Below are 26,310 nucleotides of genomic sequence, written 5' to 3' on the forward strand. Positions count from 1 at the left end.
TTATTTAAGCGTCAACGGTTTGATCTTCTGATCAAGATAGGAAGTCATCGGATAAGTAGTAGTCACTTTATTGAGACTGTATTGGCGCAGGACCAATCCTTCCAATTCGATCACCCAAGCCATCGGACGAAAACCCTCATCATCCTGAAAAAAGCCCAATACTAATAATTCATTTTCATTAAGCCACGAAGCTTCCTCAAACATTCCTGAGGGCCCCATAAATAATAACCTTTTTTTCATGCCATCTTCCTTGTACCAGACAACTTCTGCATCAGGGTTAAGGTAGGGTCGACCTTCTTCATCCTGTGATTCTATTTTGTAAGAATAGATATCGATGACTCCATTTCCTGTCGGATGGGGAATCTGATAAGGAGCCAAAGGATCATCTAAAGCAATCGGGTTTTTCTCTGGCATTTCATATTGATCCAGGGTATCTGTCATTATAAGTTTAAAATCATAGGAAGAAAAACTTCCCACGTGTTCCTGCCAATGCTTGCGCCAATTCTCCTTTTGAGCAAGAGCGACATCGAAGCGCTCCGCAAAAGAAATGGCTGAATTCTCCTCTAGCCCAGAAACAGTAGTTTCCTCCTCAGGGCTCTGTCGCGTACAGCCGGAGATACAGAATACAGTCAAAAGCAAAAATGTATAATGTCTATAAGTGTTCATTTTCTAAAGAATAGGAATGCCAAACTAGGACATTCAAAAGAAAAAACAAGAATTCTGCTACTCAGAAAATCTAAAAAAGAAGCTCTTTTCCAAAAAACGCCTAGGGAATTAAATTCAAATGGTAGATATCGCTTTGATTTCGAGCGATTCCGAAATACTCAAAACGGTCCATCGTAGGAATGTCCTCCACCAAATCAAAAACCACACAATCCCTAGCCAATCCTTCGAAAATCAGAGTGAATTGGTAATGCTCCTGATCTACCCTAGTCCACAGGGGAGCAAAACTTATCTTATCAGCATTCAGCAACTTGGACTTCGCGCTGGAATTACCACAGATCAAGTAGGTATTGGACCAGATGCGAATCAAACTTGGAAGTTCAGAAATGGTAAGGGTAACATGAATCACAACTTGTCTCTCGGCTTCGACTTGCGCTTTAGACTCTTGAAGCAATTTGGGATCAAGTTTGATTTTTGGTTGGGTTTCTACTTCTGGAAAATCACTCATTCCTTCTCTACCGCAAAATTAATTCCGATTGAGACATTGACCTGAAAAATTGCCAAACTTCGGGGAAAAATCCTGCTCAAATGTCCTTGATCGATTCAACTCCTAAACTATCCGTCATAAAAAATCAAAAGCGCTTCAAAAATACTCCTAAAATCAAAAAAGGCCGGACTATGAATCCGACCTTTTCCTGCTCTCAAACCTATTAAACCTATTGTAGATATTCAATTCATGAATACCTTCGAAAAGTAGAAAATGTTTTTATATACTCCAAACAATCGATTGCGAAAGATTTTCAAAATTTTATTTTCCGCTTATTTTTTGGTGTAAATAGTTAAAAATCAAGCTTATTCATTTTTGAATTTTTTTATAGTTTTTTCTTGAGATTTGGGAGCCATCGTGATAATTAGTTTATGCAATCGTCTGCATAAAATTCCAGTTTTTTCATAAAAAAATCCAAGCGCACTTGTACTCTCTTTTTGTTCATCTGTTTATAATTGAATTTTAAAGGTCATAACTTGTCCCTGATATCGGGATAGCCTGTCCCTAATTTCTCGGGAGAATCTCGCTCATTCTCCCCAATACATCGGGGCATACCACTGTGTGTCGCTTTGGGTCATGCTCGATTTCATCTAAATTTACTTTATGCCGCACAGAGCCATTCCACTAGCCCAAAAAATCTACCAGGGTTTTCAAAGCTATATTCAAACCTTCAATAGTCTCACTGCACTCGCCCCCGTCCATTTCCAAAACAGGGACTGGATAGCTATGCAGCAAAATCATCGACAGCGTCTTCGTCTCTACAAAGACCTGCTTTTTCCATTGGTTGCTGAATTTTCTAAAATTCTCGGGGAAGATGACAAGGAAAGGTCCATTTGGCAAAAAATCAGAACAGAGTATCATCTGCTCATTCGCGACAGAGAAGATGTAGAACTGGCCGAGACATTTTTCAACTCCACCATCCGAAAGGCTTTTCCGGGCATGAGTACTGATGAAGAGCTAATGTATCTGATGGAAGGCTACAGTTCCTGTCACATTCACGAAAATAGTCAGCTGCTCAACACCTACCCCGGCTCATTGGGTTTGGAACAAATTATCCGATCCCTGCTAGACGATTATGACTTTGGGGCACCGTTTATGGATAAAGAGCAGGATATACAGTTCCTCATTGAAAGTGTCAAAAATGTCATTCTGACTCGTTACCAACCCGGACCTGAAACAGTGACTCAGCTATTGAAGCCGGTATTTTTCAGAAACAAGGCGGCCTATCTCATCGGGAGAACTTTCGTAGGTCAGAAATGGATGCCTTTTATCATACCCATTTTACATGGGCCTAAGGGGATATTTGTAGACACCTTGATTTTTGACCCCAATATGATGAGTACTCTTTTCAGCTTTACTCGATCCTACTTCATGGTAGAGGCAATAATCCCATCCCAGATCGTTGGTTTTTTGAGCTCCGTCATCCCTCATAAAAAAACACACGAATTATATAATGCCATTGGCTTCAACAAACATGGCAAGACCCTATTTTATCGTGATTTTCTTCTTCATATACAGCAAAGTGAAGATCAGTTTATCGTAGCTCCCGGGATCAAAGGAATGGTAATGACCGTTTTTACCCTCCCCTCTTTCGATGTGGTTTTTAAATTGATCAAGGACCACTTCGAACCCCCTAAAAGCATGACTCGCCAAGAAGTAAGAGAAAAGTACAAACTCGTATCGCTTCATGACAGAGTCGGCCGCATGGCAGATACGCATGAATTTGAATACTTCAGGATCCCCATCCATCGTATCAGTCCCGATTTGATGCGTGAGCTACGAAATACGGTCAACTCACTAGTTCAAATCACCGAAAACGAGGTTATTCTAAAGCATCTCTACACCGAAAGAAAGATGGAGCCGCTCAATCTATTCTTGGAATCCTGCACAACCGAAGAAGGCAAAGCTGTGGTAGAAGATTATGGACGAGCTATCCTACAACTTGCCCAAGCCAATATTTTCCCTGGGGATATGATGACCAAGAATTTTGGTCTGACCCGTCAAAAAAGAGTAATTTTTTACGATTATGACGAGATCGAATTTCTGACGGAGATGAATTTCCGAAAAAAACCTGTCGCAGAAACGTATGAGCAAATCTATGCTCCAGAACCATGGTATGAAATCGCCAAAAACGATGTGTTTCCAGAGGATTTTCGCAGGTGGATGATTGGACGCTCTGACCTAAAGGAGCATTTTCTAGCTTACCATCAAAATTTATTTGACCCATTTCATTGGTCAAAAATTCAAGAAAAGATTCGTAAGGGAGAGTTGCTCCATGCTTTTCCCTATCCTGAAGAAATCCGCTTTCGACCGCTAGAAAAAGTATAGGTTTCGTTCTTGCTTCGCAAAAACCTATTTTTGCATTTACTGGTTGAAAAATTCAGTGCGCTATACTATGAAACTCCAAGAACATCCTATAAAGACCTCTACTGATTGTAGGCGAAAAATTATCTTGCATACGCCCCAAGATGATTTTAGACCGGTCTACCTTGCCGGAAATTTCAATGAATGGGCTACTCAAGACAGTCAGTTCCAGATGCAAAAGATCGAAGAAGGCCGATACGAATTTGAATTTCCTGAGGAAGAAAGATTTCAAGGTGAGCTGATTTATAAATTCACCAAAGGCGACTGGTCGGAGGTAGAGATAGACCGATACGGAAATAAAACTCCCAATAGGAAGTGGAAAAGTGAGAGTAACATACAGGTAGAAAAAGTATCCAAATGGCGCAAAAACTGGCTTCCTTACCGGCCGTCCCAGTTGCCAAAAATCCATTTGATTTCAGAGGAGTTTGAAATTCCTCAACTCAATAAAACCAGAAAAATCTGGGCCCTGCTTCCTCATGATTACGATAGCTCACAAGAGCATTACCCCGTACTTTATCTCCAAGACGCACAAAACCTTTTCAATGAAAAATCCGCCTATAATTGGCAGATTGATAAGAAACTGGCTGTGATGTCGGATTATGGAATTGGGAAAATCATCATCATTGCCATCGAGCATGCAGAGTCAGAGCGTATCCAAGAATACAATGTCGGGCGCACTCTTTTAGGTGTGGGGCATGGTAAAAAATACATTCGTTTCATCACTGATACATTGAAGCCCTTTGTGGATAAAACCTTTAGAACTCAGCCTGAAAGAGAAAATACGGGAATAGGCGGAAGCTCTATGGGTGGACTGGTTAGTATTTTTTCCGGATTGATTTACCCTGAGGTCTTTGGCAAGCTTTTGGTTTTCTCCCCTTCCTTATGGGTCATTCCCAAAATCAAATTGGGATTTCTCGACTTTTTCGAACCACAAGAAACCCGATTTTACCTTTATGCCGGAGGGGATGAAAGCGAAACAATGGTATCCCATGTAAGTAAACTGCGAAAGCGACTACTAAAAAGAGAAAGTCAGCAGGGCAAAATGAAAATCCGGCTATCTATAAACGAACAAGGAAAACATAACGAAAGCTATTGGAGTGATGAGTTTCCCAAGGCTATTGAATGGTTGTTTTTTAGTGATAAATCTGAATAAAACCTTATGAAACTGAGCACAAAAAGAATAATAAATACCAAAGGATTACTGCAAGTCATTCCAGTAAAAGAAGACTTGCGAAATGAAATTTTAGCTAAACAGTTACCAAAACAAAAGGTCAATCCCTTGCTTTTTTCCGCAAAAAAAGACAGCACCTATTTCCTGGAGGATGAAGAAAAACTAATCCTTTTGGTAGGCTTAGGAAAAAATCCGCTTTACCAGACTATCGCCTCTTGTTTTCGGAGGATTCTTTCTAAAAATGGAGAACTGATTAGTGGATGTGTGCAAATCGATTTTTCAGAAGAATTCGAAGCTGAAGAAATAGAAGCTGCATTAGTTGGTTTTCAGCTAGGTAATTATCACCTGGATTTTTACAAAAAGGAAAGAAAAAAATCCTTTGATCAGCTTGAGGTTGGAATAAGCTCAGCAAGCGATTCAGGTCTTGTTTATATTAAAGAAAGAGCCCAGAAAATAGCCCACGCAAAAATCGAGGCCTTTAAACTGGTAGATCTTCCTCCAAACGAACTCACTCCCTCTTACCTAGGCAACTGGGCGATTCAACTTAACAAAATCAACCATGTTAAGGTAAACGTGTATACTCAGGAGCAGGCAAAGAAAATGGGGCTTGAGGCTTTTTTGGCAGTCAGTAGAGGTTCCGCCAAAGCTCCTCAGTTTATTGTCATTGAATACAGGCACCCTCAGGCTGATAAGCACCTAGGCCTTGTAGGAAAAGGGGTCACTTTTGATACTGGAGGGCTCAATGTCAAGACTCAAGGTATGCACTACATGAAATCTGATATGGGAGGTGCAGCAGCTGTTTTAGCTGCTACTCAACTGATCGCCGATCTCGAAATCCCTGTAAACCTAACCACCATCGTACCTGCTGTAGAAAACGCGATAGACAAGGATGCTTATTTGCCGTCTGAGATCATTGGCAGTCATGCAGGACTGAGTATAGAAGTAGTGGATACCGATGCGGAGGGACGCTTGATTCTGGCAGATGGACTTTCCTATCTCACCCAAAACTACAAGGTAGATACTCTGATCGATATGGCGACCTTGACGGGTAGCTCAGTGGCCACTTTTGGCTACGAATGCGGGGCCTTATTTTCAAATGATGACAATTTGTCCCAAGATATTCAGGAGGCAGGTAAGCTGATAGGAGAAAAAACCTGGCCACTCCCCTTATGGGAGGCTTATGCAAAAGAAATGGAAAGTGAAATAGCAGATATTCGAAATTATCATGGAAAGCCCCTTGCAGGTGCCATCACTGCGGCCACTTTTCTCCAAGCGTTTACCCACAAGCATCCCTCTTGGGCGCATCTCGATATCGCAGGTGTAGCTTTTGGAGACGGAGAATTTTCAAAAACCAAATCAGGAACCGCATTTGGTGTTCATTTATTACTTAAATTCATCGAAAAACAGCTTTAACTATGGAGGCCCAATCCAAAACTTTTCTCTGCATATCGAATTATTTCAAAGGAAACGCTTTTCTTACGGCGCTAAAAAAGCAAGGAAATCGAGTCTTTTTAATCACCACAGAAAATCTCAAAGAAAGTCCCTGGGCATTTGAGTCTATAGACGAACTCTTCTTTATGCCAGGTCAGGATTTAGATTGGGATCTGAATTTATTGCTTCAGGGAGTGGGAGGTCTGATGAAAGAACATAAAATAGATGCCATCATTGCCCTGGATGATTACGATGTAGAAAAAGCTACTTTTTTGCGAGAAAATTTGAGAATTGCCGGTATGGGGCAAAGTACAGGCCGCTATTTTCGTGACAAACTAGCCATGAGAATCAAAGCCCAAGATGCTGGCCTGAAGGTTCCGGCCTTTTCCCCTTTGTTTAACGACGAAGACATCAATCAATTTGCGGATCATATTCCAGCACCATGGGTATTAAAACCACGCTCCGAAGCTTCAGCTCATGGGATCATCAAAGTGTACAACAAAGAAGAGCTCTGGAAGCATATTCACGATTTGGGAGACAACCGGCTTTATTATTTAGTAGAGCAATTTAAGCCTGGAGATGTTTTTCACGCCGATGGACTGATTCTAGAAGGAAAAAATCTATTCCTTTCCGTTTCCCAATATTTGACCACACCTATGGAAATATCCCAAGGAGGAGGTATTTTTCGCTCTGCTACCATTGAGTATGGTTCAAAAGATGAGAAAGCCATCAAAAAGGTAAATAATGACATCATGAAAGCCTTCGGAATGAGATACGGGGCCACACATACAGAATTCATAAAGTGCCACGAGGATGGTGAGATTTACTTTTTAGAAACCTCTTCCCGAGTCGGTGGAGCACATTTAGCAGAAATGGTAGAAGCAGCCACAGGTATCAATCTGTGGGCAGAATGGGCAAAAATCGAAGATGCAATAGCAAAAGATCAGCCGTATAAAGCTCCAAAACCCCTCAAAAACTATGGGGGGATAGTGCTGACATTATCTCATGCACAAAACCCCGACCTAAGTAGCTTTGACGATCCTGAAATTTTCTATCGAGTCATGCTTGAATATCATGCAGGATTAATTGTCAGGTCAAAGGATCAAAAAAGAACTAGATTACTTTTGGACGATTATGCAGAGCGCTTTGCGAGGGAGTTTTCTACCTCCGCCGCGGCGCCGGATGTGAAAAAATTTCACTAGAACTTCTCTTCGATTCCCAAGCCAAATAAAGCAAAGTCGTATTTCACAGGATCGACAGGATCAAATTCCCTCAATCGCTCAGTCAGTTCTATTGCAGTCTGCCAATCGGTCTGCTTTCTATGAATCAATCCTAACTTCCTTCCCACTCGATCTACATGAAGATCGGTGGGACAAATGAGCTGAGTAGGACTTATTTTTTTCCAAATCCCAAAATCCACTCCACGGTCATCTTGTCTCACCATCCATCTCAAAAACATATTTATGCGTTTACAAGCAGCTTTTCGGGTGGGCGTGGCAATATGCTTTCGAGTTCGGGCCGGAGCTTCTTCCAAGTGAAAGAAAAACTCATGAAAAGCAGACAAAATTTCCCCCATATCCTGACCTCCACTTATCAAGAAAGCCTCTTCTAAAGAATGATACGATCGGTAGAACCAAGTCAAGAAATGAATAAAATATAGCGTGTCTACGTCATTAAAAGTACGGTGTTTAAAACTCAAAAAAGGCTTAAGATCATCTTCTTTATGGTTCAGAAGAAAATCGTGAGGAGCATTATCCATCATTTGGAATAGCTCCAAACACTTATTGATAATGGTTTTTCGCTGTCCCCATGCTAATATTGCCGCAAAAAAACCCGAAATCTCAATATCTTCTTTTTTGCTAAATCGATGGGGAATCGAAATAGGATCGTGAGTTATAAAACCAGGTCGGTTATATAAATCGACCTTTTCATCCAAAAAATCCTTTAGACTTTGCATGATCAAATTGCCACTTTTACTTCGCCACCTTGAGTCCCATCAAACCATTTAAATAGCAATTCATTTTCAATCCTCTCAGAGATATGCCAATCAAAGGATTTGATAGTAGTGAGCGGTCGAAGACTATCGTCTTCAGGGTTGTAAAGACAGATATCAAAATCCGGAAGGTCTTTAGCCTCAAGACTATTCCATTTTTCTAAAATAATCCCCTCCTCCATCACCCTCACTTTATTTCCAAAGACGAAATCTGAGAGCACAGATGGCACACCATCCATTCTTCTCAATTTAAACCCTGAAGGCCCAAACATAATCTGCTTAACTGCTTTGGCTTCCAATACCTGATTGGAATAGGGCAAGGGTTGCCATTCTTGATCTAGGATTTCTTCAGCTTTTCCCTCAGGCCTCAATTTGGTCAGGAGTTGGGATAATTTGGAGAAAAACCAGGTCAACCCAATGAAAAGAATTCCAAAACTGGCAAGGATCGGATAAGAAATGACAAAAATTGCATTCCAAATTAACCGGAAAACATGGTGAAAAAACAATGATACTTTATTCATGGGGTAAACTTAGCAACAAAGGTACCCTTCAACCCTTGTATTTACAAATTGAAAAGAAGCAGTAAGGATAGCCTAGCGAAGAGGGATATTCAAGGAGAAACCATTGGGACCTAGGCTGATTTGCTCTAGAAAGTTAGGGAGCTCTCCTGCGTGGGCATGATGAAAACCATACATGATTCCATCAAAAACCATCAGAAAGGCACCCTGAAGGATCACTGACTTCCCGAATCCCACCAGTCTTTCGTTTGATTTTCTAAGCCCTCTTTCCTTCATATATAAACCTCCTGCCATGTAAGCCACATCCAAAGCTGCATTAACCAATAAAATCTTTTCAATTCCCTGCTGAGCTTCTAATGTATGCCAAAAATCAGAACCCGGACTTTCTTTTGTAGCCTGCCAGTAGCCAAAACCAGCAATCAGCAAATTCACTGAGTTCCAATAAATATTCATCTGATGAAAGGCCTTGACTTCCCCTGTTTGCTGTCGAGCGGACAGTCCTCCCCAAATCATGTTTCCAACCGCCCAAGAACCTAAGATCAGCATACCTTTTTGATTATAATCCAATCGCTTTGAATTAAAATCTTCGAGCCCGGGGAGTTCTTGTCCCAAGGAATCGATCGCAATAAACAAAAGGCTAAAAACGAGTAGAAATCTAAAGGAAGAGCGAAAGTTCATAAAATTTAAACTTTAAGAATAGAAGAAAGTTTATTCAATTCTTTTAAATCAACGAAAGGGATTTCAAGTCACTTTTCCAAATGAAAAAGTCACCTTCGGAAAAGTGACTCTTTTGTATTCAAATCGATTTTCGAAATCTCAATTAATACATCACCTCCACAGGGAAACGGCCATTCACTGCTTTCAATTGATCAAAGGCAGCTTGTGACAACTTAATCACCAACTTGGAGTTGTCCCCTGTTTCAGGTAAGACTCCTACCACACGAGCAAAAATCGCAACATCATTCTCTTCATTTTTTACTCGCATAATGGTTCCTACTGGAGCAGTTCTATGCAGTACCAAGTACTTCTTATGAGAACCCGTTCCTTCGATCAATTCAGCTTGTCCAGTTTCTTTGATATTTTTAAAACCGCCACTATTCGCACCATCAGGCACCGCATTCATTTCTTCTGCATTGCTGACTACCTTGGCCTCGCCCACTAGTGGCACATCGGAAGGTCCTGCTTGAGCTCTTCCTACTTTGATGACCTGTCCCACGCGTAGATTATTTGAGCTCAGGGCATTCCAATTGATCAAATCTTCTACTTTAGCATTATAGCGATTAGACAGAGAAAACAAGGTCTCTCCAGATTGCACTTCATGAGAAATCCAGTCTCCCGGAGTAATTGGCTTTGAAGTACTGGCTGCAGGACTTGCAATTGTTTTTTCAGGCTTAGGGTTTTCTGTTTTAGTTTCAACCTTTGATTTTTCTTCTTTAATCTTCGCTACTTCCTCTTTTTTGGCTTCTAATGGCTTCGGAGCTTCCACAATTTTCTTCGGCTCTTCCTTTGTGGTTTCGGCCAAGACTTCTTTTGCAGGTTGAGGAGGCTCAGGACTACTTGTAGCTTTTTCGATTATGAGCGCTTGTCCCACGCTGAGATCATTTCCTCTTAACTGATTCCATTCCATGATTTCACTCACGGAAACATTATACTTCTTGGAAATGGCAAAGAGGGTTTCTCCGGCAGCAACTTTGTGCAAGTTAGCTCCCGATGGAACTTGAGATTTTGATACGTAAGGCACCCGGATTTGCTGACCAATTTTGAGCCCAGATTTCAAACTCTCGTTGGCTTCGACTATTTCTCCCACAGGAGTCTGATATCTTCTGGATATCGCAAAAAGCGTCTCCTTAGCTTCTACTGCATGAATGATAAAGGATTTGTCGCCCACACGTTCTATACCTACAGAATCTCTGAGCATCAATTCATTTTCGGAAGCAAACCCGAAAGAAGAAAGCAAAAGGAGTGAAAAGAGTGTAGAAAATGTATACTTGAAACTCATAGATTAGACTGGAGTTAGGTTTTTGATCTTTATTCAACCCAAACACTAACAAGAATAATGCTAAAGAGCATATCCAATGGTATTTTTAGGAAATTCTTTGAAACTACCTCGCAAGCTGCCCATTTTCTAGAAAAATCAACTATATCAACAAATTCAGTGTTATCTTTTGACAAAGTTTAGATTCATGAATGCGAGCATAATGTGGCCATCACACACTGGTATGCCCCGATGTATCGGGGAAAATGTGCAAGATTCTCCCGAGAAGTTCGGGACAGGCTATCCAGATACTCGGGACAAGTTATAAACTTTGAAAATCAATTATAGATATATGAAAAAGCTATTTCTACCTGTTTTTTTTCTTTTCGCCTTGTTATCCAGCGAACTAGTCGCTCAAGACACCACAAAGGTCAAGAAAATTTTCACCTTTAAAATCGACAAGGATATTGATCCGGGAATGAATCGAAGGGTGAAATTAGCACTGGAAGATGCTAAGGAAAAAGAGGCCGATATCATCATCATCGAAATGGATACTTACGGTGGAGCTGTCAATGATGCAGATGATATTCGTACGATGATTTTAGAAACAGAAGTCCCGATTTACACTTTTATTAACAAGGACGCTGCTTCAGCAGGAGCTTTAATATCAATTGCTAGCGATAGCATTTACATGGCACCGGGGTCTAGCATAGGGGCTGCCACGGTCGTAAATGGGGCTGATGGAGCTGCAGCTCCTGATAAATATCAATCTTACATGCGATCCATGATGCGTAGCACAGCGGAGGCTACGGGTAGAAACCCCAAAATAGCCGAAGCTATGGTGGATGAAAAAATTGTAGTGGAAGGGGTCAGCGAAGAGGGTTCTGTAGTGACCCTTTCTGTTTCTGAAGCGATACAATTTGGGTTTTGTGAAGGAGAGTATCGCTCAATAGATGCTATTCTAGAGGCACAAAACCTACAGGATTCGGAGCTAATCGCTTATCAGGTTTCTGAAACCGAACAGATCATCTCGTTTTTCCTAAATCCAGCCATCAGTGGTGTACTGATCCTGATTATTATCGGTGGTATATATTTCGAATTGCAAACTCCAGGAATTGGGTTCCCGATCTTGGCTTCCATTGTGGCTACCATCCTGTATTTTATCCCCTATTATCTCAATGGTTTAGCTGAAAATTGGGAGGTAATTGTTTTTGTGCTGGGAATCATCCTATTGGCAGTAGAAATCTTTGTGATCCCAGGTTTTGGGATTTTTGGAGTATTAGGAGTCATATTCATCTTAGGTGGCTTAGTTTTAGGCATGCTACCTAATCAAAACTTCAACTTTGATTTTGTTCCGGCAGCAGACCTATTTGCGGCTTTACTCACAGTCATTTTAGCAGCCTTAGCTGCTATAGGCCTGGTTTTTTGGCTCACACCAAAGGTCAACCAATGGGGGGCTTTCAGCACCATCACACTCGCATCCACTCAAGCCCGCACAGAAGGATACACCTCAAGCTTTTACAGTAATGATCTCATGGGGAAAGTGGGAAAGGTTCACTCTAGACTCAGACCGAGTGGACGAGTAGAAATAGAAGGTGAAATCTACGATGCCTCCTCACGAGGAGAATTTATCGATCAAGACGAACATGTAGTGGTGATCTCTACAGAAGGAACCTCACTGAAAGTCAAAAAACAGGAAGTGTAAAAACTTGGGTTTTTGCTATGTTTGCGAAATGAATCCTTTCCAATCCATCTACGAAGCCGTAGGAAAAGATACTATTCAGGAGTTAGCAGCTGGCTTTTATCGAGAAGTCGCTCAAAATGAAGACTTGAGAAGACTTTACCCCGAACAAGACCTCCAGCCTGCAGAAAGGAGACTTTTTTTATTTTTAGTTCAAGTCTTTGGAGGACCTCAAACGTATTCGGAAGAGCGAGGTCATCCAAGATTGAAAATGCGGCATTTTCAATGGAAAATCGATCCTAAAATGAGAAATCACTGGCTCAACGCGATGTTTGCATCCATGGATAAGTTGGAGTTGGATCCACAGGTCCGCGAATTGATGATGAATTATTTTGTGAAAGTTGCCAATCATATGGTCAACCATGATTAAGCTCTTGAGAAGAATTTATTCCATCTATGCAGGATTGCTTTTCATCCTAAGTTTCCTAGCCATCTTCCCTTTTTTCCTGATTTGCATCTGGATACCCGGCTGGAAGAGATTTGGCCGAAAAATCAACCGATATTGGGCGAAAATTTACTTTTCCCTGATCTTTCTTCCTGTAAAGGTGGAGCAAAGAGCCAAGCTTGAAAAAGGTAAATCCTATATTTTTTTGGCGAACCATTTCAGCTACTTGGATATTGCTATGATGGGTTTCATCCCAGGTGATGTACAGTTTATAGGCAAAGCCTCCATACGAAAAGCGCCACTTTTTGGCTATTACTTCAAAAATCTCCATATCGCCGTGGATAGGTCAAAAATCAAAAGCCGGGCAGAAACCATGCGGAGAGCCGGTGTCGCTTTAGAGCAAAAAAGTAGTATCGTGCTATTTCCTGAAGGAGGTATTTATACTACGGAGCCCCCAAAGATGGTTCCATTTAAAAATGGGGCTTTTCGCTTGGCTATCGAAAAACAAATCCCTATAATTCCTGTCACGCTAAGCTTTAATCATCTAATTTTGCCTGAAGACGGGCGGTTTTTGCTCGATTTTAAAAAGGCTAAAATGGTTATTCACGAAGGGATCATCCCAAATGGAGCAAGCACCGAAGAGTCTTTGAAAGAAAAATGTTTCCAAGTGATTCAAAACCAACTGAACAGAGATAATCAAGAGCACTAATAAATAGCTCAAACAAAATCAAAAGACATGAAAATCGATATAGATTCCATCAAAAAGATAGCTCATTTGGCAAGGCTTGAATTTGACGAAAACAGTGCTGAGAAAATGTCTCTTGACATGAGTCAAATTCTAGATTGGGTAGAAAAACTCAATGAATTGGATACTGAAAACATCGAACCTATCACTACCATGTCGTCTGAAATCAACGATATGAGAGAGGATCAAATCGGGGAGCACCTGAGCCACGAGGAGGCGCTAAAAAACGCCCCTAAAAAAGATGCCGATTATTTCCGTGTACCGAAGGTTTTGGATTGAAATGAAAAATAGGCTAGAAAACTCAAGAAACTATTTATTCTGGACACCTGCCCTCCTTTTGATTATCACAGGAGGGCTTTTTGCGTACTATCATCTTTTGATAGCTACACATTCTTATCAGGCGATCACTCCGGTTAGTTTCTTGGACAATGTGGCTATTCCATTTGATTGGGTACAAATGGGACCTATTTCATTTCCCATCTTGGTAGATAATTTTCTGATATTTCAAGAGTTCAAATCTCTTCCCAGTCCCTTTAATCACGAAGAGGCCTTTAACTTTAGCCTTTTATCTTGGCTGATGATCAGCATCATGCTGAGCTTGGTGTCTGATTTTAAAAAGCTCTTTTTTCTTCTTTTTGGGGTGATTTGGATTGTAGGCCTGACCCTATCCAATCTCAATGGACTCAATATAGGAGGGCCAAGCAGCAATTTTGCACTTATCATCGCCATAGTAGCCACCCTTCTTGGACCTGTTTTTTTTCACATTAGAGGAGGCAGCGAAAAATTTGCGCTGCGTTTACTCATCAACCTTATTTTGGTCGGATTGGGAGGCTATCTTTTGATTGATTTTAGCACTATTTCCGTCCCTGCTTTCTATCTCCAAGAGCATTTACTGATTCCTATTTCGCTACTTGCTGTTTCTTGGTTGCTGTGGAATGGACACGGTATCATTTCAGGAATTTATATTTTAGTAGCTCGAGCCAACAGGCAACTACAACTCAAGGTTTCGATTCAGATTTTGGTGATCGGGCTGATTTACCTTTTGTTTTTAGGCAATACTCTTCTGAGTTTCAGAGAGACGCCATTTGAATTGATTCCTACCTTTAACCCTCTCCTTTTGATTTTTCCTCTTGGTGTTTTAGGTTGGTTTGCCCTCGATATCAAAACCAAATCCGAACTTCAGCTGATCGCTTCTACCTTTACGCTAAAGGCCCTTTATCTATTAGGTTTTGGCTTGGTCCTGTGGCTCGTTTGGCGGTTAGACAGCAGTGGAAATCAACCTGGAAAAGAACTGATCAAGCATCTATTAATTTACTCTCAGATTGGTTTTTCACTTTTCTTTTTAATCTATCTTTTTTCCAACTTTCTATCGATCATGGATAGCGGGAAGGCCATTGATAAAATCATCTTCAAGCCCTTCTCTCTACCCTATTATCATTTGAGAATAGGCGGAATGATAGCCATGCTCGTGGCTACAGCTTTCACGGAAGGGATTATCGGAGTGCAGGCCAATGCGCTGAGTAGTCAAATTTTGGGAGATTATTATTATCGATCTGAGCAAAAGTTAGAAGCTAGTATTATTTACGAAAACGCTTGGTCTCGCTACCGAAATAATCCAAAAGCAAAAAACACCTTAGCTCAGTTGCTGTTTGAACTTAATCAGCCTACACTCGCAAAGCAACATCTGGAAGAAAGCTTTTCCGAAGCCCCACAGGTTGATAATATCATCCTTTTAGCGGATCGCCTTCATCGGGAAAACAAGATTTTTGAATCCATTTTCTACCTGGAAACTGGCCTTCGTTATTTCCCTTCCAATGAACAATTGAAGAATAATTTGGCATTATTCTACACCAAAACCAACCGTACTTCCGATGCCATGGCACTATTGGAAGATACTAATGAAGAAGTCTCCAAGAGTAATTTTGCAGCTTTGTCCATAAAATCAGGCAATCTGGAAAATGAAACTGGAAATTTAAGCCCCACACCTCAACTCATCAATGAGCTGGCCCGACAAAATGCACTCGGGAATTATCCCGAAGAGGCGTTGATTGAAAAACTTCGAAAAAAACTCCAAGACGAAAGAAACCCTATGCTCATTCAATCGGCTTGGCGAAATATTTTCTCCATCAAAGACTTTAATCAGCCTGACGAGGAGCTAGCAATGTTAGATTCACTTTGGAACCAATCCGAAATGGCAGACTATATCATGGCTCTTCAGGAGACCGCGGTAATTCGAAGTTTGGCAGCAGGTAGAGTGACCGACGCGGTTAAAAACCTTAATGGGCTCGCTTTTAGAAATCCTGGCGATGCGGGCTATTTCCTTCATCTTTCAGGAAGTATTTTAGCGCAACAGGCTGATTTTTCTAAAGCCTCACGGGAGTTAATCGCTGCTGAGGAAAAGGGCTTTCAAGCTTTTGGGCAGCATCATTGGATCATTCTGACCCTAGGAGGCTATGCAGAAAAAGCATTAGAATTGCGTGAAAAATACCAAATAGAAGTACCTGCTTTCATGCTAAAGCCTAGCTTAAGCATGAAGACTTACCTTCAAACTCTCCAAAAAATTCATGAACTCTTGCCTGCTGAGGCTTTTCAACAGTGGGCTAAATTGGCAGAAGGAGAATTGAAAGGAGACCTTGCCGTTCGCCTTTTGGCATACAAAGCGCATGGTCTGACTCAGCAGCAACTTGAGTCATTGGGAAAAAGCATTCAGCAAAACAGAGGAGAATCTCTCGCCCTTCAGACCTTCATTTCCAATCCTGATCTAAAAAATGCTGAGGCAGCAAAAGCGCTTTTGGAAAGCTTGGAGTTGGGTGACGAATTGACCGGAAATCCTTATTTGAGCCCTTTGATTTGGTCAGCAGTCAGTATTGAGCCTGATCCCTTGATCGCCTATGAATTGCTAAATTCAGCGACGGAATTTAATAGAGATCCTATTCTTTGGATCAAAAAAGTACAGCTCGCTCGCGAACTTGGCTTGAGTAACTATGCTGCGGACGCATTACAGAAAATGGAAGACTGGATAAGTCCTCAAGACCTAGAAATGCTCCAATTATCAAACTTCTAGCCTTTATTCTCGTATTTTCTTCAAATTGATTCTATTTTTAAAGGATTCTAAACCAAAGACTAAAAAAGCCACATGAGCAAAATCATCGAAACCCACGAAATCAATAAAACCTATAAAATGGGAGCTGAAATCATTCAAGCACTCAAATCAGTATCCATCGAAGTGAATCGTGGGGAATACGTGGCCTTCATGGGACCTTCTGGATCGGGAAAATCCACCTTGATGAATATCATTGGCTGTCTTGATACCCCTACTGCAGGTCGCTACATCTTGAACAATAAAGATGTAAGTGACATGACCGAAAATGAATTGGCAGAGATTAGAAACAAAGAAATTGGCTTTGTTTTTCAAACTTTTAACCTCCTTCCAAGAGCAAGTTGCCTTGAAAATGTAGCCCTGCCGCTGGTATACGCTGGGTATGGCAGAGAAGAGCGAGAAGAAATGGCTTTCAAAGCCCTGAGCAATGTAGGCTTAGGGGATCGCACAAAACACCGTCCCAATGAGCTCTCTGGCGGTCAGCGTCAGCGTGTGGCGATTGCAAGAGCTTTGGTCAATGATCCTAGTATCATTTTAGCAGATGAACCGACAGGAAACTTGGACTCCAAAACCTCTTACGATATCATGGAGCTTTTTCATGAACTGCATTCTAAAGGTAACACCATCATCATGGTAACCCATGAGGATGATATCGCACATTATGCCCATAGAATAGTAAGACTGAGAGACGGACTGGTAGAAAGCGACACTATCAATTCTAATCCTACCCGCGGCGTAGCTGTGCATGCCTAAGCCAAAAGCAGATATTCTCAAATAGATTCTTATTTTTGTGGCAGAATTGAAGGGCTAAGGAATGAAAATATATACAAAAACCGGTGATCAGGGTATCACTTCACTCCTCGGAGGAGTAAGAGTACCAAAATCTGACTTGAGAATAGATGCTTACGGAACAGTCGATGAACTTAACTCCTACGTGGGGCTACTTAGAGATCAAGAAGTAAATGAGTCGAGAAGTGAGTTTTTGAAAGCTATACAAGACAGATTATTTACCCTAGGGGCAGATCTCGCCACAGTACCCGGCAAGGACAAGGTCAAAAAACCAGATTTACACTATACTGATGTGCAAGAGCTGGAAAGTGCCATGGACGAAATGGAAGCTACCCTACCTCCTTTGACAGCATTTATCTTACCGGGAGGTCATACTTCTGTTTCTTTCTGCCATCTAGCACGTACTGTCTGCCGTAGGGCAGAACGTATTGTGGTCGAGCTCGCTTCCTACGAGCAAGTGTCCGATCTCGTCATTCAATACCTGAACCGACTTTCTGATTACTTCTTCGTTTTAGGCCGTAAAATGGCGGCAGAACTTCAGGTGGAAGAAGTAACCTGGAAACCCCGGATCAATTAATATCAGCTATTTACAGGGAGAAAAATTTCCCTTTTGACCATAGGCCAAGGCCAAAACTTATCGATTATGAAAACTTCGCTAGCTTTTCCAGTAAAGAAAATCGCCACTTCAAAACTCTCAGAAACGGATTTTTCCAATTTAGTCTTCGGTAAAACTATTTCTGACCACATGTTTGTGGCTGACTACAAAGACGGTGATTGGACAGATTTGAGAATAGAGCCTTATTCTCCCCTTCAGCTCAATCCTTCAAACGCTGCCTTACATTATGGTCAATCCATCTTCGAAGGGCTCAAAGGGTATAAAAATGAGGAAGGCGAAGTCATAATTTTCAGACCTGATGCCAATTGGAGAAGAATGAATGAATCTGCAGAAAGAATGTGCATGCCTTCTATTCCTGAGGAGATTTTCATGGAAGGGTTGACCCAACTGATCGACTTGGACAGAGAATGGGTTCCCACGGCCAAAGGTGCATCCTTGTATATCCGTCCATTCATGTTTGCTACTGACGACTACATTGGCGTAAAGCCATCCGACACTTATAAATTTATAATCTTCACCTGCCCGGTTGGAAACTATTATTCCAAGCCCGTCAGTGTAAAAGTGGAAACCAAGTTCACACGTGCTACCGAAGGAGGAACTGGGGCTGCCAAAACCGCTGGAAACTACGCAGCATCCCTCTATCCTGCCCTGCAAGCCCAGAAAGCAGGATATGATCAGCTACTCTGGACTGATGGAAAAAGCCACAGTCAAATTGAAGAAAGCGGCACCATGAATGTCATGTTTAAAATCAACGGAACAATCATCACTGCCCCTACTCATACAGGCACTATCCTAAAAGGTATCACAAGAGAATCTGTCATCCAATTGGCAAAAGACTGGAATCAACCTGTGGAAGAGCGCTTTTTAACGGTTAGTGAACTTAAGGAAGCCCTTGAAAAGGGTGAATTGGAAGAAGCTTTTGGGACAGGAACGGCTGCTACTATAGCCCATATCCGATTGATTCACATTGAGGGTAAGGATTACGAACTTCCAGAAAAACCTGCAGACGCTTTTTCTCATCGTGTCTTAGCGGAGCTGGACGGAATCAAATATGGAACTACTCCCGATCCTCATCAGTGGATCATCAAACTTTAAAATAAAAAAAGCCAGCTTCTCAGCTGGCTTTTTCTCTTACTTTGCAAAGTTAAAATATCAGAGACATTAAAATTAAATTTCAATTAACAACACTTTCTAAACTCTCGCCCTACTCAGCGGCATGGTCATGCATCTCGGCCCGCCAAGTCCGCGGCTTAGCTCGGAAGAGGGAATTTCCAAGACCTCTACCCCCATATTTCTAAGTGCTCGGTTGGTGTGAATATTTCGATTATAAGAAATCACTCTTCGCGGACCTATGGCAAACACATTGGCCCCGTCAAACCACTGCTCACGCATGGAATAATCCGGGTTTCCATCGGCGGTGGCCAAAACTTCGAGGTGAGAAATTTCCCTCTCCAAGACCGTCAATAGTGATTCTTTTAGCACTTCACGCCGTATATGCACTTTGTCGTCTTGAATCTCCTTGAGTGTGTAGCAGGAGGTTTTCAATACTGCATTCATGGCATCGGGATAAGTCAAGACCAAGTTCTCATCTAAAATAGTGAATACCGTATCCAAGTGCATGTAATTTCGCTTTTCTGGAAGATGTACTTCGTATACTCGCTTTACCGTACCTTCTGCCAATAGTGCCTTAGCTACTTGATAGATTGCTTTTTCGTCAGTTCGCTCAGAATTTCCAATAGCTACTGCCTCATGTGAGAGTACAATGACATCACCACCCTCAATACTCGGAGGGTTTTGCTGACCATTGCTGGGATAGATGGGATGGATAAGCTCTTTAAAATCGGGATGATTCTCAAAAATAGTTCGCAGTAAGTCTGCCTCTCTTTGCCTTCCTTCCATTTTCATAGAAGAAAAGATAATCCCCGATGGAGTCAAAGCCATGGGATCTCGCTGAAAATACAAATTAGGACAAGGTGTTATCAGAAAGGCATATTCTAGCAATTCTCCCGCATCAAGATTGGGGTATTTCCTTCTCAATTCGTGTACCTTTAGTCCAGAAGTTAAAATAGCGGCACATTCGGCAGTAGAATAACGCTCCAAAATCTCCTCTGCCAAGTGAACCAAACCAGAGCGCTTCAAGGAATCCTTCACCAGCTTCAACAGAATCTCCCTGTCATAAAGAACCCGGATCAGTAATTCCCGAAGCTGATATACCGTAGCACCAGTCGATGATTTAATCAGATTCGAAAAAACATCATGCTCTTGCTGCAAAGCTTCCAGGTAGGGCACGTCTTCAAAAAGTAAAAAATCTTTGTTGTAGGGGGTCAATCGATCGATTTCTCGACCAGGTCGATGCATCAAAACTGCTTTGAGGGTACCGTACTCTGAATTGATTCGAAGATTCACAATAATTTCAGGATTTTATAATTCACAGGAAATTAATGATTTTTGAATTTACAGTCTATTCCTTTAGAAAAAATTTAATGTAAAATTACTTTTGATTGAAAAATGAAAATCTCATCTAATCATCATCATCAAAACTTTTAGCATCAATTCCTGCTCATCTCAAAATCTTTTACCTTCCCAATCTCGTACGTAAATAAGTCAACACAAACCATATGAATTTAACCAAACGATTTTCCCTCCTTCTATTTGGAACCGCTTTCTTTTTCTTTTCTACTTCCTGCGAGTCCACTGCACAGCTCACCAAAATTTTGGATCAAGTCGGTGGTAATCCGAGCAACTCAGAAATCACGGCAGGAATCAAAGAAGCCCTTGAAAAGGGGACAGGAATCAGTGCAGATCGGCTTTCGGCTACGGATGGGTTTTTAGGAAATTTAGATGTGAAAATTCTTTTTCCCGAAGAGGCCAAAAATATAGAAAACACCCTTCGAAAAATCGGACTCGGCAGTCTCTGTGACCAAGTAATCATCAGTGTCAATCGAGCAGCTGAAGATGCTGCTCAAGAAGCAAAGCCCATTTTCACCGCGGCAATCAAGCAAATGACCCTTCGGGATGTACAGGATATATTATTAGGTGAGGAAAATGCGGCTACACAGTATTTTGCCCGAACCACCACAGACTCACTAACCGCAAAATTTGCGCCTGTCATAGATGAGAGCCTTACCAAAGTTAATGCTACTAAACATTGGGAAGATGTGATGAAAAACTACAATCAGGTGCCTTTTGTCAAGAAAATTGACCCCGATCTGAATGCTTACGTCACTCAGAAAGCAATCGATGGATTGTTCCTAGAAATAGCGAAGGAGGAGCTCAAAATCAGAGAAAATATCGGAGCTAGAACCTCCCCACTTCTGCAGAAAGTATTTGGCTACGCAGAGCGCCAGAAAAAGTAAAAACCAAAAAAACCTGCCAATTCATGTGAATTTGGCAGGTTTTGATTTTTTAAGCTTACTAAAAAGTCTTTTTTTGATTACTCAGAAAGATACATCATCAAGGTTTCCCCTTCTTTCTTCACTGTCACAAGCCCTCTTTTGGTGAGCGACTTTACCGCCACGTCCCATTTCTTATTGCTCAGTCCCGCTTCCGCTTTAATCGTATTTAACTCAGCTGAACCTGCATTTTTCACCAATTCAAAGACTGCTTTTTCTTCCTCATTAAGTTCGATCGGTTTCTGCTCAGGACGCATTTGAGGAAAGAATAAGACCTCTTGGATGGTGGTTTTATTTGTCAAAAGCATAGTCAATCGATCTATACCAATTCCCAATCCAGAGGTAGGAGGCATTCCATACTCAAGAGAACGAAGAAAATCTTCATCCATCGCCATGGCCTCATCGTCTCCTCTTGCAGCTAATTTTAGCTGTTCTTCAAATCGCTCACGCTGATCGATAGGGTCATTTAGCTCGGTATAAGCATTGGCGATTTCTTTTCCATTAACAAAAAGCTCAAACCGCTCCACTAGACCGGGTTCAGTTCGATGCTTTTTCGCCAAAGGCGTCATCTCTATTGGATAGTCCGTAATGTAAGTTGGCTGAATCAAATTGACTTCCACTTTTTCTCCAAAAATCTCATCGATCAATTTCCCCTTACCCATGCTAGCATCCACTTCTATGCCCATATCTTGACATACTTTGCGAAGCTCTGCTTCATCCATTTTACTGACATCAATCCCTGCATATTCTTTGATCGAATCATACATGGTTAATCGGCGATAGGGACCTGCAAAATCAATTTCTTGCTCTCCTACTTTCACTTTGGTATCCTCATGAATAGCCAAGGTGACTTTTTCCAAGACATCTTCCACCATCTCCATCATCCAGATGTAATCTTTGTAGGCTACATATATTTCCATGGAGGTGAACTCAGGATTGTGCGTGCGATCCATGCCTTCATTTCTGAACATCTTGCCAAACTCATACACCCCTTCAAAACCACCTACGATTAAGCGCTTTAAATACAATTCATTGGCAATCCGCAAGAAGAGCGGCATGTCAAGGGTATTATGATGGGTCTGGAAAGGTCGTGCCGCTGCTCCACCATGAACCGCCTGGAGAATAGGTGTTTCTACCTCAAGCCATCCATGATCGTCAAAATAGCGACGCATCGTTGAGATAATTCTGGACCGAGTGATGAAAGTTTCCTTCACTTCTGGATTAACTGTCAAATCAACGTAGCGCTGCCGGTAGCGCATCTCAGGGTCTGTGAACCCGTCATAGACATTTCCTTCCTCGTCTCTTTTTACCACAGGAAGTGGTTTTACGGACTTGGAGAGCACTTTCAGCTCAGTGACATGAAGTGATATTTCCCCGGTCTGAGTGGTAAAAATATAACCTTTGACCCCTATGAAGTCACCTATTCCGAGGAGCTTTTTGAATACTGTATTGTATAGTGTCTTGTCCTCTTCTGTGCAGATATCGTCCCTTCTGACATAGATCTGCAATCTTCCAGTCGAATCTTGAATCTCTCCAAAAGAGGCCGAGCCCATGATCCGGCGGCTCATCAGTCGTCCAGCAATAGAAATATTCTTGTAGTCGTTTTTACGATTTTCGTAATTGCGGTGAATATCTTCAGCTGTGACATTGATTGGAAATGCTTCCGCAGGATAGGGGTTTACCCCCAACCGGATGAGTTCTTCTCGATCTTTTCTACGTTCGATTTCCTGTTCGCTCAGAAGTTGCATTTTATGTTTTTAAATTTTATGATTTATTTCTATATATTTTTTCGCCAATCTACTTCCCGGAGATCTCAACCTCTTCTTCGCTTCATCTCCCTTTGCACCAATTCAAATTCTCTACTACTTTGCCCAGCTATGGAGGTATTTTCTGCAGCTCGTCGAGTCAGGTATGGCATAACCTTTTCTACAGGACCATAGGGTACATATTTGACTACATTATACCCGGCTTTTGCCAAATTAAAAGAGATATTGTCACTCATGCCATAGAGCTGTGAGAAATATACCTGATCAGACTTAGGGTCAATACCACTTTCCTCCATCCAATCTGTAAGTTGAAGGCAACTTTTCTCATTATGAGTGGCACAGACCAAAGCGATTGCATTTTTGACACTGTACTCTATCGCGGCATCATAATCCCGATCAGTAGCAGCCTTATTGGGCTGAATAGGATCTTGATAGCCTTTTTCTTTGGCACGATCCCGCTCCTTTTCCATATATGCTCCTCTCACAGGCTTAACTCCAAAAAAATAACCTTTTTCTAAGGCTACCTGATGGGCTTTTTTCAGTCTTTCCAGCGAATCATGACGATACATTTGATAGGTATTGTACACCACACAGCGCTCACGATTATATTTCTCCATCATTGCGTAAGCCAACTCATCAATCGTATTCTGATACCAGCTATCTTCTGCATCGACAAGAATTTTCAAACCTAAATCGTGCGCACCTTTGCAGAGTCTGTCTACCCGGATTTTTACTCGCTCAAAGGCTTCCATTTCTTGATCGGTCAAGGGTTTGCCCAACTGTATCTTCTCCATCAGCTCAAAGTCTCCAAGACCTGTGGTTTTGAATACTCCAAAAGGCATAAAGTCTGTTTTAGAAGACTCTAGCATGGTTTTAAAAATTTCATCGGTAGTCCTGTTAAAACTATCGTCGTCTCCCTCCCCTTCTATGGAAAGATCTAAAATAGACTGCACCCCATAGTTTGATAGATTTCTAGCCGCCTCAATACTTTCAGCGATAGTTTCCCCACCACAAAAATGACCAAACATGGTTTTTTTCATGATTCCCTTGATGGGAAACTTCAATTTGAAAGCAAGATTTGCCAACCCAATACCGAGGCCGGAAATCAAATTATTATTTAAGGTCGCAAAAATCAGATACATTTTTCTGAGTTCGGCGTCACTTTTAGAAGCGAAGGCTACTTCAAGGTTCTCGAAAGAAATTTTGGGTTTTACAGGCATATTGCGCGAATAAAGGTGCAAAGATATTAAAAAAACCGCTTTAGCTTCCTTTTTGTTAGGAATATTGAGCAGTTTCGAACTTGGAATTTGAGGCTATTTGAATCCTACGAACCAAAGGGCCTTTCTCCTAGTTTAAAACTTGAAAAACCGAGATCTATTGGAAGTTATTTTTGATAAAAAAAAACAGACAGGGCCTTTAATTATCGCCGGTCCTTGTAGCGTAGAGACTCCCGATCAATTTCTGAATACCGTATCCCAACTGGTAGATCAAGGAATTGGGATTATTCGAGGAGGAATATGGAAACCCCGCACTCGACCGGGAAGCTTCGAAGGGGTAGGTTCAATAGCCCTTCCATGGGTTCAAGAAGCCAAGCAGCAGATGGATTTTAAATTTGCGACAGAGGTAGCCTCTTCCAGTCATGTGGAGGAGGCCCTGAAATATGGGGTCGATATATTTTGGATCGGAGCTAGGTCCACGGTCAATCCATTTACAGTGCAGGAAATTGCAGAAAGCCTGAAGGGTACTGACATCCCTGTGATGATTAAAAACCCTGTCAATGCAGACCTCAGTCTTTGGATTGGTGCTTTGGAGCGCATCCAAAAGGCAGGTATAAAAGACATCGCTCTGATCCATCGAGGTTTTAGCAACTTCAGGGACAAGGTTCATCGGAACTCACCGCTTTGGCAGATTCCGATCGAAATACAAACTCATTTCCCCGAGCTCATGATGATCAATGATCCTTCTCATATTAGCGGAAAGCGGGAGTTGGTATCCATCATCGCTCAAAAAGCTCTCGATCTCAATTTTGACGGATTGATGATTGAGTCCCATAGATCTCCGGACACTGCCTGGTCTGACGCAGAGCAGCAACTCACTCCCCAGGCCTTGGGACATCTTCTTCAGAAATTAAAGACCCGAAAGGTAAGGTTTGAAGACAATGAAACACTCCACCAACTTGAGGAGATCCGTATGCAAATAGATCAAGCAGATCACGACTTACTGGAATCTCTTCATCGGAGAATGGAGCTAGTAGAAAAAATAGGTCAGTACAAAAAACTCAATAATGTTGCCGTCCTTCAGATGGAGCGCTGGCAAGCCATCTTCAAATCAAGACCCGAATGGGGCAAAGAACTCAATCTAAATCCGGAACTCATCCGAGAGCTCTTTTCTCTACTACATCAGGAATCCATTAGAAAGCAAACCGAAATCATGGATAAAGAATAAAGTATTTCAACTTTAACCACATATTTCATTGCAGCAAAAATAATTTACAGAATAATCAATAAAATTATTTATCTATTTCGGAATTTTATTCTTTACAAATGAAACAAGATCCTTGTTTTTGAAATTTTATAAAAGAATTGGTTATTTAATTATTGATTCAGTAAAAAAATTGCCAAATTTTATTTTGGATTTAAAAAATCAGCACTTACATTTACGGCATGTTAATCACAGCAGCGATCTATTTTACTTTCTTTTATTTTTACTTTCGAAACAAAAATCGAATCGGAGCTGTGTATTGTCTAGCCAAAAACTAAAAGAAAATAAACAAAGCTAAAGCCCGATTCGAAAGAGTCGGGCTTTTTTCATGTAAAAAACTCAAACCGTATGAAATCGAGTATGTACAGTTATAAAATAGAACTATTTGAAACAACATGCGAGATTCTCCCGAAATTCGGGACAGGCTATCCCGATACTCGGGACAAGTTATGCCCCATTAAATACAAGCAAACAGATGAAATCGAGCATGACCCAAAGCGACACACAGTGGTATGCCCCGATGGATCGGGGAATGCTTGCGAAGATTCCATAGCCTGCCCCGACTATTCGGGGTGGCCATTAAAAATCAAATTATAAACACATGAAATCGAGCATGACGTACCCGTCACACAC

24 protein-coding genes are annotated in these 26,310 nt (G+C 41.5%); 15 read left to right on the forward strand and 9 right to left on the reverse strand.

From position 1 onward, the window contains the following. A complete protein-coding gene (locus BLQ57_RS09865) occupies positions 1 to 666 on the reverse strand; it encodes a hypothetical protein (RefSeq protein WP_087939050.1) in 666 nt (221 codons plus the stop codon). 100 nt (positions 667 to 766) lie between these two features. After that, the gene (locus BLQ57_RS09870) at positions 767 to 1,171 is read right to left on the reverse strand and encodes a hypothetical protein (RefSeq protein WP_087939049.1); all 405 of its coding nucleotides are present in this window, start codon (positions 1,169 to 1,171) and stop codon (positions 767 to 769) included. 642 nt (positions 1,172 to 1,813) lie between these two features. Between BLQ57_RS09870 and aceK the strand changes: the two genes are divergently transcribed. The 4 genes from aceK to BLQ57_RS09890 all read left to right on the forward strand — a co-directional run bounded on the left by aceK (position 1,814) and on the right by BLQ57_RS09890 (position 7,378). Continuing rightward, positions 1,814 to 3,538, forward strand: coding sequence for a bifunctional isocitrate dehydrogenase kinase/phosphatase (aceK, locus tag BLQ57_RS09875; RefSeq protein WP_087939048.1), 1,725 nt, complete (start codon positions 1,814 to 1,816; stop codon positions 3,536 to 3,538). Between the two features lie 67 nt (positions 3,539 to 3,605). After that, positions 3,606 to 4,727, forward strand: a complete 1,122-nt coding sequence (locus tag BLQ57_RS09880) for an alpha/beta hydrolase (protein WP_087939047.1) — start codon at positions 3,606 to 3,608, stop codon at positions 4,725 to 4,727. 6 nt (positions 4,728 to 4,733) lie between these two features. Further along, entirely contained in the window at positions 4,734 to 6,158 is a 1,425-nt protein-coding gene (locus tag BLQ57_RS09885) for a leucyl aminopeptidase family protein (protein ID WP_087939046.1), read from the forward strand. 2 nt (positions 6,159 to 6,160) lie between these two features. After that, positions 6,161 to 7,378: an ATP-grasp domain-containing protein gene (locus BLQ57_RS09890; RefSeq protein WP_087939045.1), complete on the forward strand. Its 1,218-nt coding sequence runs from the start codon at positions 6,161 to 6,163 to the stop codon at positions 7,376 to 7,378. Here the strand turns inward: BLQ57_RS09890 and BLQ57_RS09895 are convergent. From BLQ57_RS09895 to BLQ57_RS09910, 4 genes are all read right to left on the reverse strand, one after another. Further along, positions 7,375 to 8,133, reverse strand: coding sequence for a TIGR02757 family protein (locus BLQ57_RS09895; protein ID WP_087939044.1), 759 nt, complete (start codon positions 8,131 to 8,133; stop codon positions 7,375 to 7,377). The genes BLQ57_RS09890 and BLQ57_RS09895 overlap by 4 nt on opposite strands. 2 nt (positions 8,134 to 8,135) lie before the next feature. Continuing rightward, positions 8,136 to 8,690, reverse strand: coding sequence for a hypothetical protein (locus BLQ57_RS09900; protein ID WP_087939043.1), 555 nt, complete (start codon positions 8,688 to 8,690; stop codon positions 8,136 to 8,138). A 72-nt stretch (positions 8,691 to 8,762) separates the two neighbouring features. Continuing rightward, on the reverse strand, positions 8,763 to 9,365 hold the full coding sequence (locus BLQ57_RS09905) for a DUF6992 family protein (protein ID WP_087939042.1): 603 nt from the start codon (positions 9,363 to 9,365) through the stop codon (positions 8,763 to 8,765). Positions 9,366 to 9,507: 142 nt separating this feature from the next. After that, positions 9,508 to 10,686 carry a LysM peptidoglycan-binding domain-containing protein gene (locus BLQ57_RS09910; RefSeq protein WP_087939041.1) on the reverse strand — a complete coding sequence of 393 codons (1,179 nt, stop codon included), beginning with the start codon at positions 10,684 to 10,686 and terminating at the stop codon, positions 9,508 to 9,510. Positions 10,687 to 11,014: 328 nt separating this feature from the next. Between BLQ57_RS09910 and BLQ57_RS09915 the strand changes: the two genes are divergently transcribed. The 8 genes from BLQ57_RS09915 (at position 11,015) to BLQ57_RS09950 (ending at position 19,133) form a co-directional block, all read left to right on the forward strand. Then, positions 11,015 to 12,367, forward strand: coding sequence for an NfeD family protein (locus BLQ57_RS09915; RefSeq protein WP_087939040.1), 1,353 nt, complete (start codon positions 11,015 to 11,017; stop codon positions 12,365 to 12,367). Positions 12,368 to 12,395: 28 nt separating this feature from the next. Continuing rightward, positions 12,396 to 12,773 (forward strand): globin domain-containing protein, encoded by a 378-nt coding sequence (locus BLQ57_RS09920; RefSeq protein WP_087939039.1) that lies wholly within the window; start codon positions 12,396 to 12,398, stop codon positions 12,771 to 12,773. Continuing rightward, on the forward strand, positions 12,766 to 13,497 hold the full coding sequence (locus BLQ57_RS09925) for a lysophospholipid acyltransferase family protein (RefSeq protein WP_087939038.1): 732 nt from the start codon (positions 12,766 to 12,768) through the stop codon (positions 13,495 to 13,497). Before BLQ57_RS09920 ends, BLQ57_RS09925 begins: the two co-directional genes overlap by 8 nt. A 27-nt stretch (positions 13,498 to 13,524) precedes the next feature. After that, entirely contained in the window at positions 13,525 to 13,812 is a 288-nt protein-coding gene (gene gatC, locus BLQ57_RS09930) for an Asp-tRNA(Asn)/Glu-tRNA(Gln) amidotransferase subunit GatC (protein WP_087939037.1), read from the forward strand. Position 13,813: 1 nt separating this feature from the next. Then, positions 13,814 to 16,597: a tetratricopeptide repeat protein gene (locus BLQ57_RS09935; RefSeq protein ID WP_087939036.1), complete on the forward strand. Its 2,784-nt coding sequence runs from the start codon at positions 13,814 to 13,816 to the stop codon at positions 16,595 to 16,597. 72 nt (positions 16,598 to 16,669) lie between these two features. Further along, positions 16,670 to 17,386 carry an ABC transporter ATP-binding protein gene (locus tag BLQ57_RS09940; protein WP_087939035.1) on the forward strand — a complete coding sequence of 239 codons (717 nt, stop codon included), beginning with the start codon at positions 16,670 to 16,672 and terminating at the stop codon, positions 17,384 to 17,386. 61 nt (positions 17,387 to 17,447) lie between these two features. Continuing rightward, entirely contained in the window at positions 17,448 to 17,999 is a 552-nt protein-coding gene (locus BLQ57_RS09945; RefSeq protein ID WP_087939034.1) for a cob(I)yrinic acid a,c-diamide adenosyltransferase, read from the forward strand. 66 nt (positions 18,000 to 18,065) lie between these two features. After that, positions 18,066 to 19,133 (forward strand): branched-chain amino acid aminotransferase, encoded by a 1,068-nt coding sequence (locus tag BLQ57_RS09950; protein WP_087939033.1) that lies wholly within the window; start codon positions 18,066 to 18,068, stop codon positions 19,131 to 19,133. A 96-nt stretch (positions 19,134 to 19,229) separates the two neighbouring features. Here the strand turns inward: BLQ57_RS09950 and BLQ57_RS09955 are convergent, their stop codons facing one another. Beyond that, a complete protein-coding gene (locus BLQ57_RS09955) occupies positions 19,230 to 20,444 on the reverse strand; it encodes an arginine deiminase (protein WP_087939032.1) in 1,215 nt (404 codons plus the stop codon). Between the two features lie 212 nt (positions 20,445 to 20,656). Here BLQ57_RS09955 and BLQ57_RS09960 point away from each other — a divergent pair, with 212 nt between their 5' ends. Beyond that, complete coding sequence (locus tag BLQ57_RS09960) at positions 20,657 to 21,394, forward strand: DUF4197 domain-containing protein (protein WP_087939031.1); 738 nt, start codon at positions 20,657 to 20,659, stop codon at positions 21,392 to 21,394. 77 nt (positions 21,395 to 21,471) lie between these two features. Here the strand turns inward: BLQ57_RS09960 and lysS are convergent, their stop codons facing one another. Together lysS and BLQ57_RS09970 are read right to left on the reverse strand one after the other, a co-directional pair. Next, positions 21,472 to 23,178: a lysine--tRNA ligase gene (gene lysS / locus BLQ57_RS09965; protein ID WP_087939030.1), complete on the reverse strand. Its 1,707-nt coding sequence runs from the start codon at positions 23,176 to 23,178 to the stop codon at positions 21,472 to 21,474. Positions 23,179 to 23,243: 65 nt separating this feature from the next. After that, on the reverse strand, positions 23,244 to 24,416 hold the full coding sequence (locus tag BLQ57_RS09970; RefSeq protein ID WP_087939029.1) for a proline dehydrogenase family protein: 1,173 nt from the start codon (positions 24,414 to 24,416) through the stop codon (positions 23,244 to 23,246). Between the two features lie 139 nt (positions 24,417 to 24,555). Here BLQ57_RS09970 and BLQ57_RS09975 point away from each other — a divergent pair, with 139 nt between their 5' ends. Continuing rightward, complete coding sequence (locus tag BLQ57_RS09975) at positions 24,556 to 25,641, forward strand: bifunctional 3-deoxy-7-phosphoheptulonate synthase/chorismate mutase type II (protein ID WP_240507781.1); 1,086 nt, start codon at positions 24,556 to 24,558, stop codon at positions 25,639 to 25,641. Positions 25,642 to 26,025: 384 nt separating this feature from the next. Further along, positions 26,026 to 26,274, forward strand: a complete 249-nt coding sequence (locus tag BLQ57_RS20905) for a hypothetical protein (RefSeq protein ID WP_087939028.1) — start codon at positions 26,026 to 26,028, stop codon at positions 26,272 to 26,274. The last annotated feature ends 36 nt before the right edge of the window (positions 26,275 to 26,310 follow it).

The organism is Algoriphagus faecimaris, from assembly GCF_900101705.1.
Classification (GTDB): Bacteria; Bacteroidota; Bacteroidia; order Cytophagales; family Cyclobacteriaceae; genus Algoriphagus; species Algoriphagus faecimaris.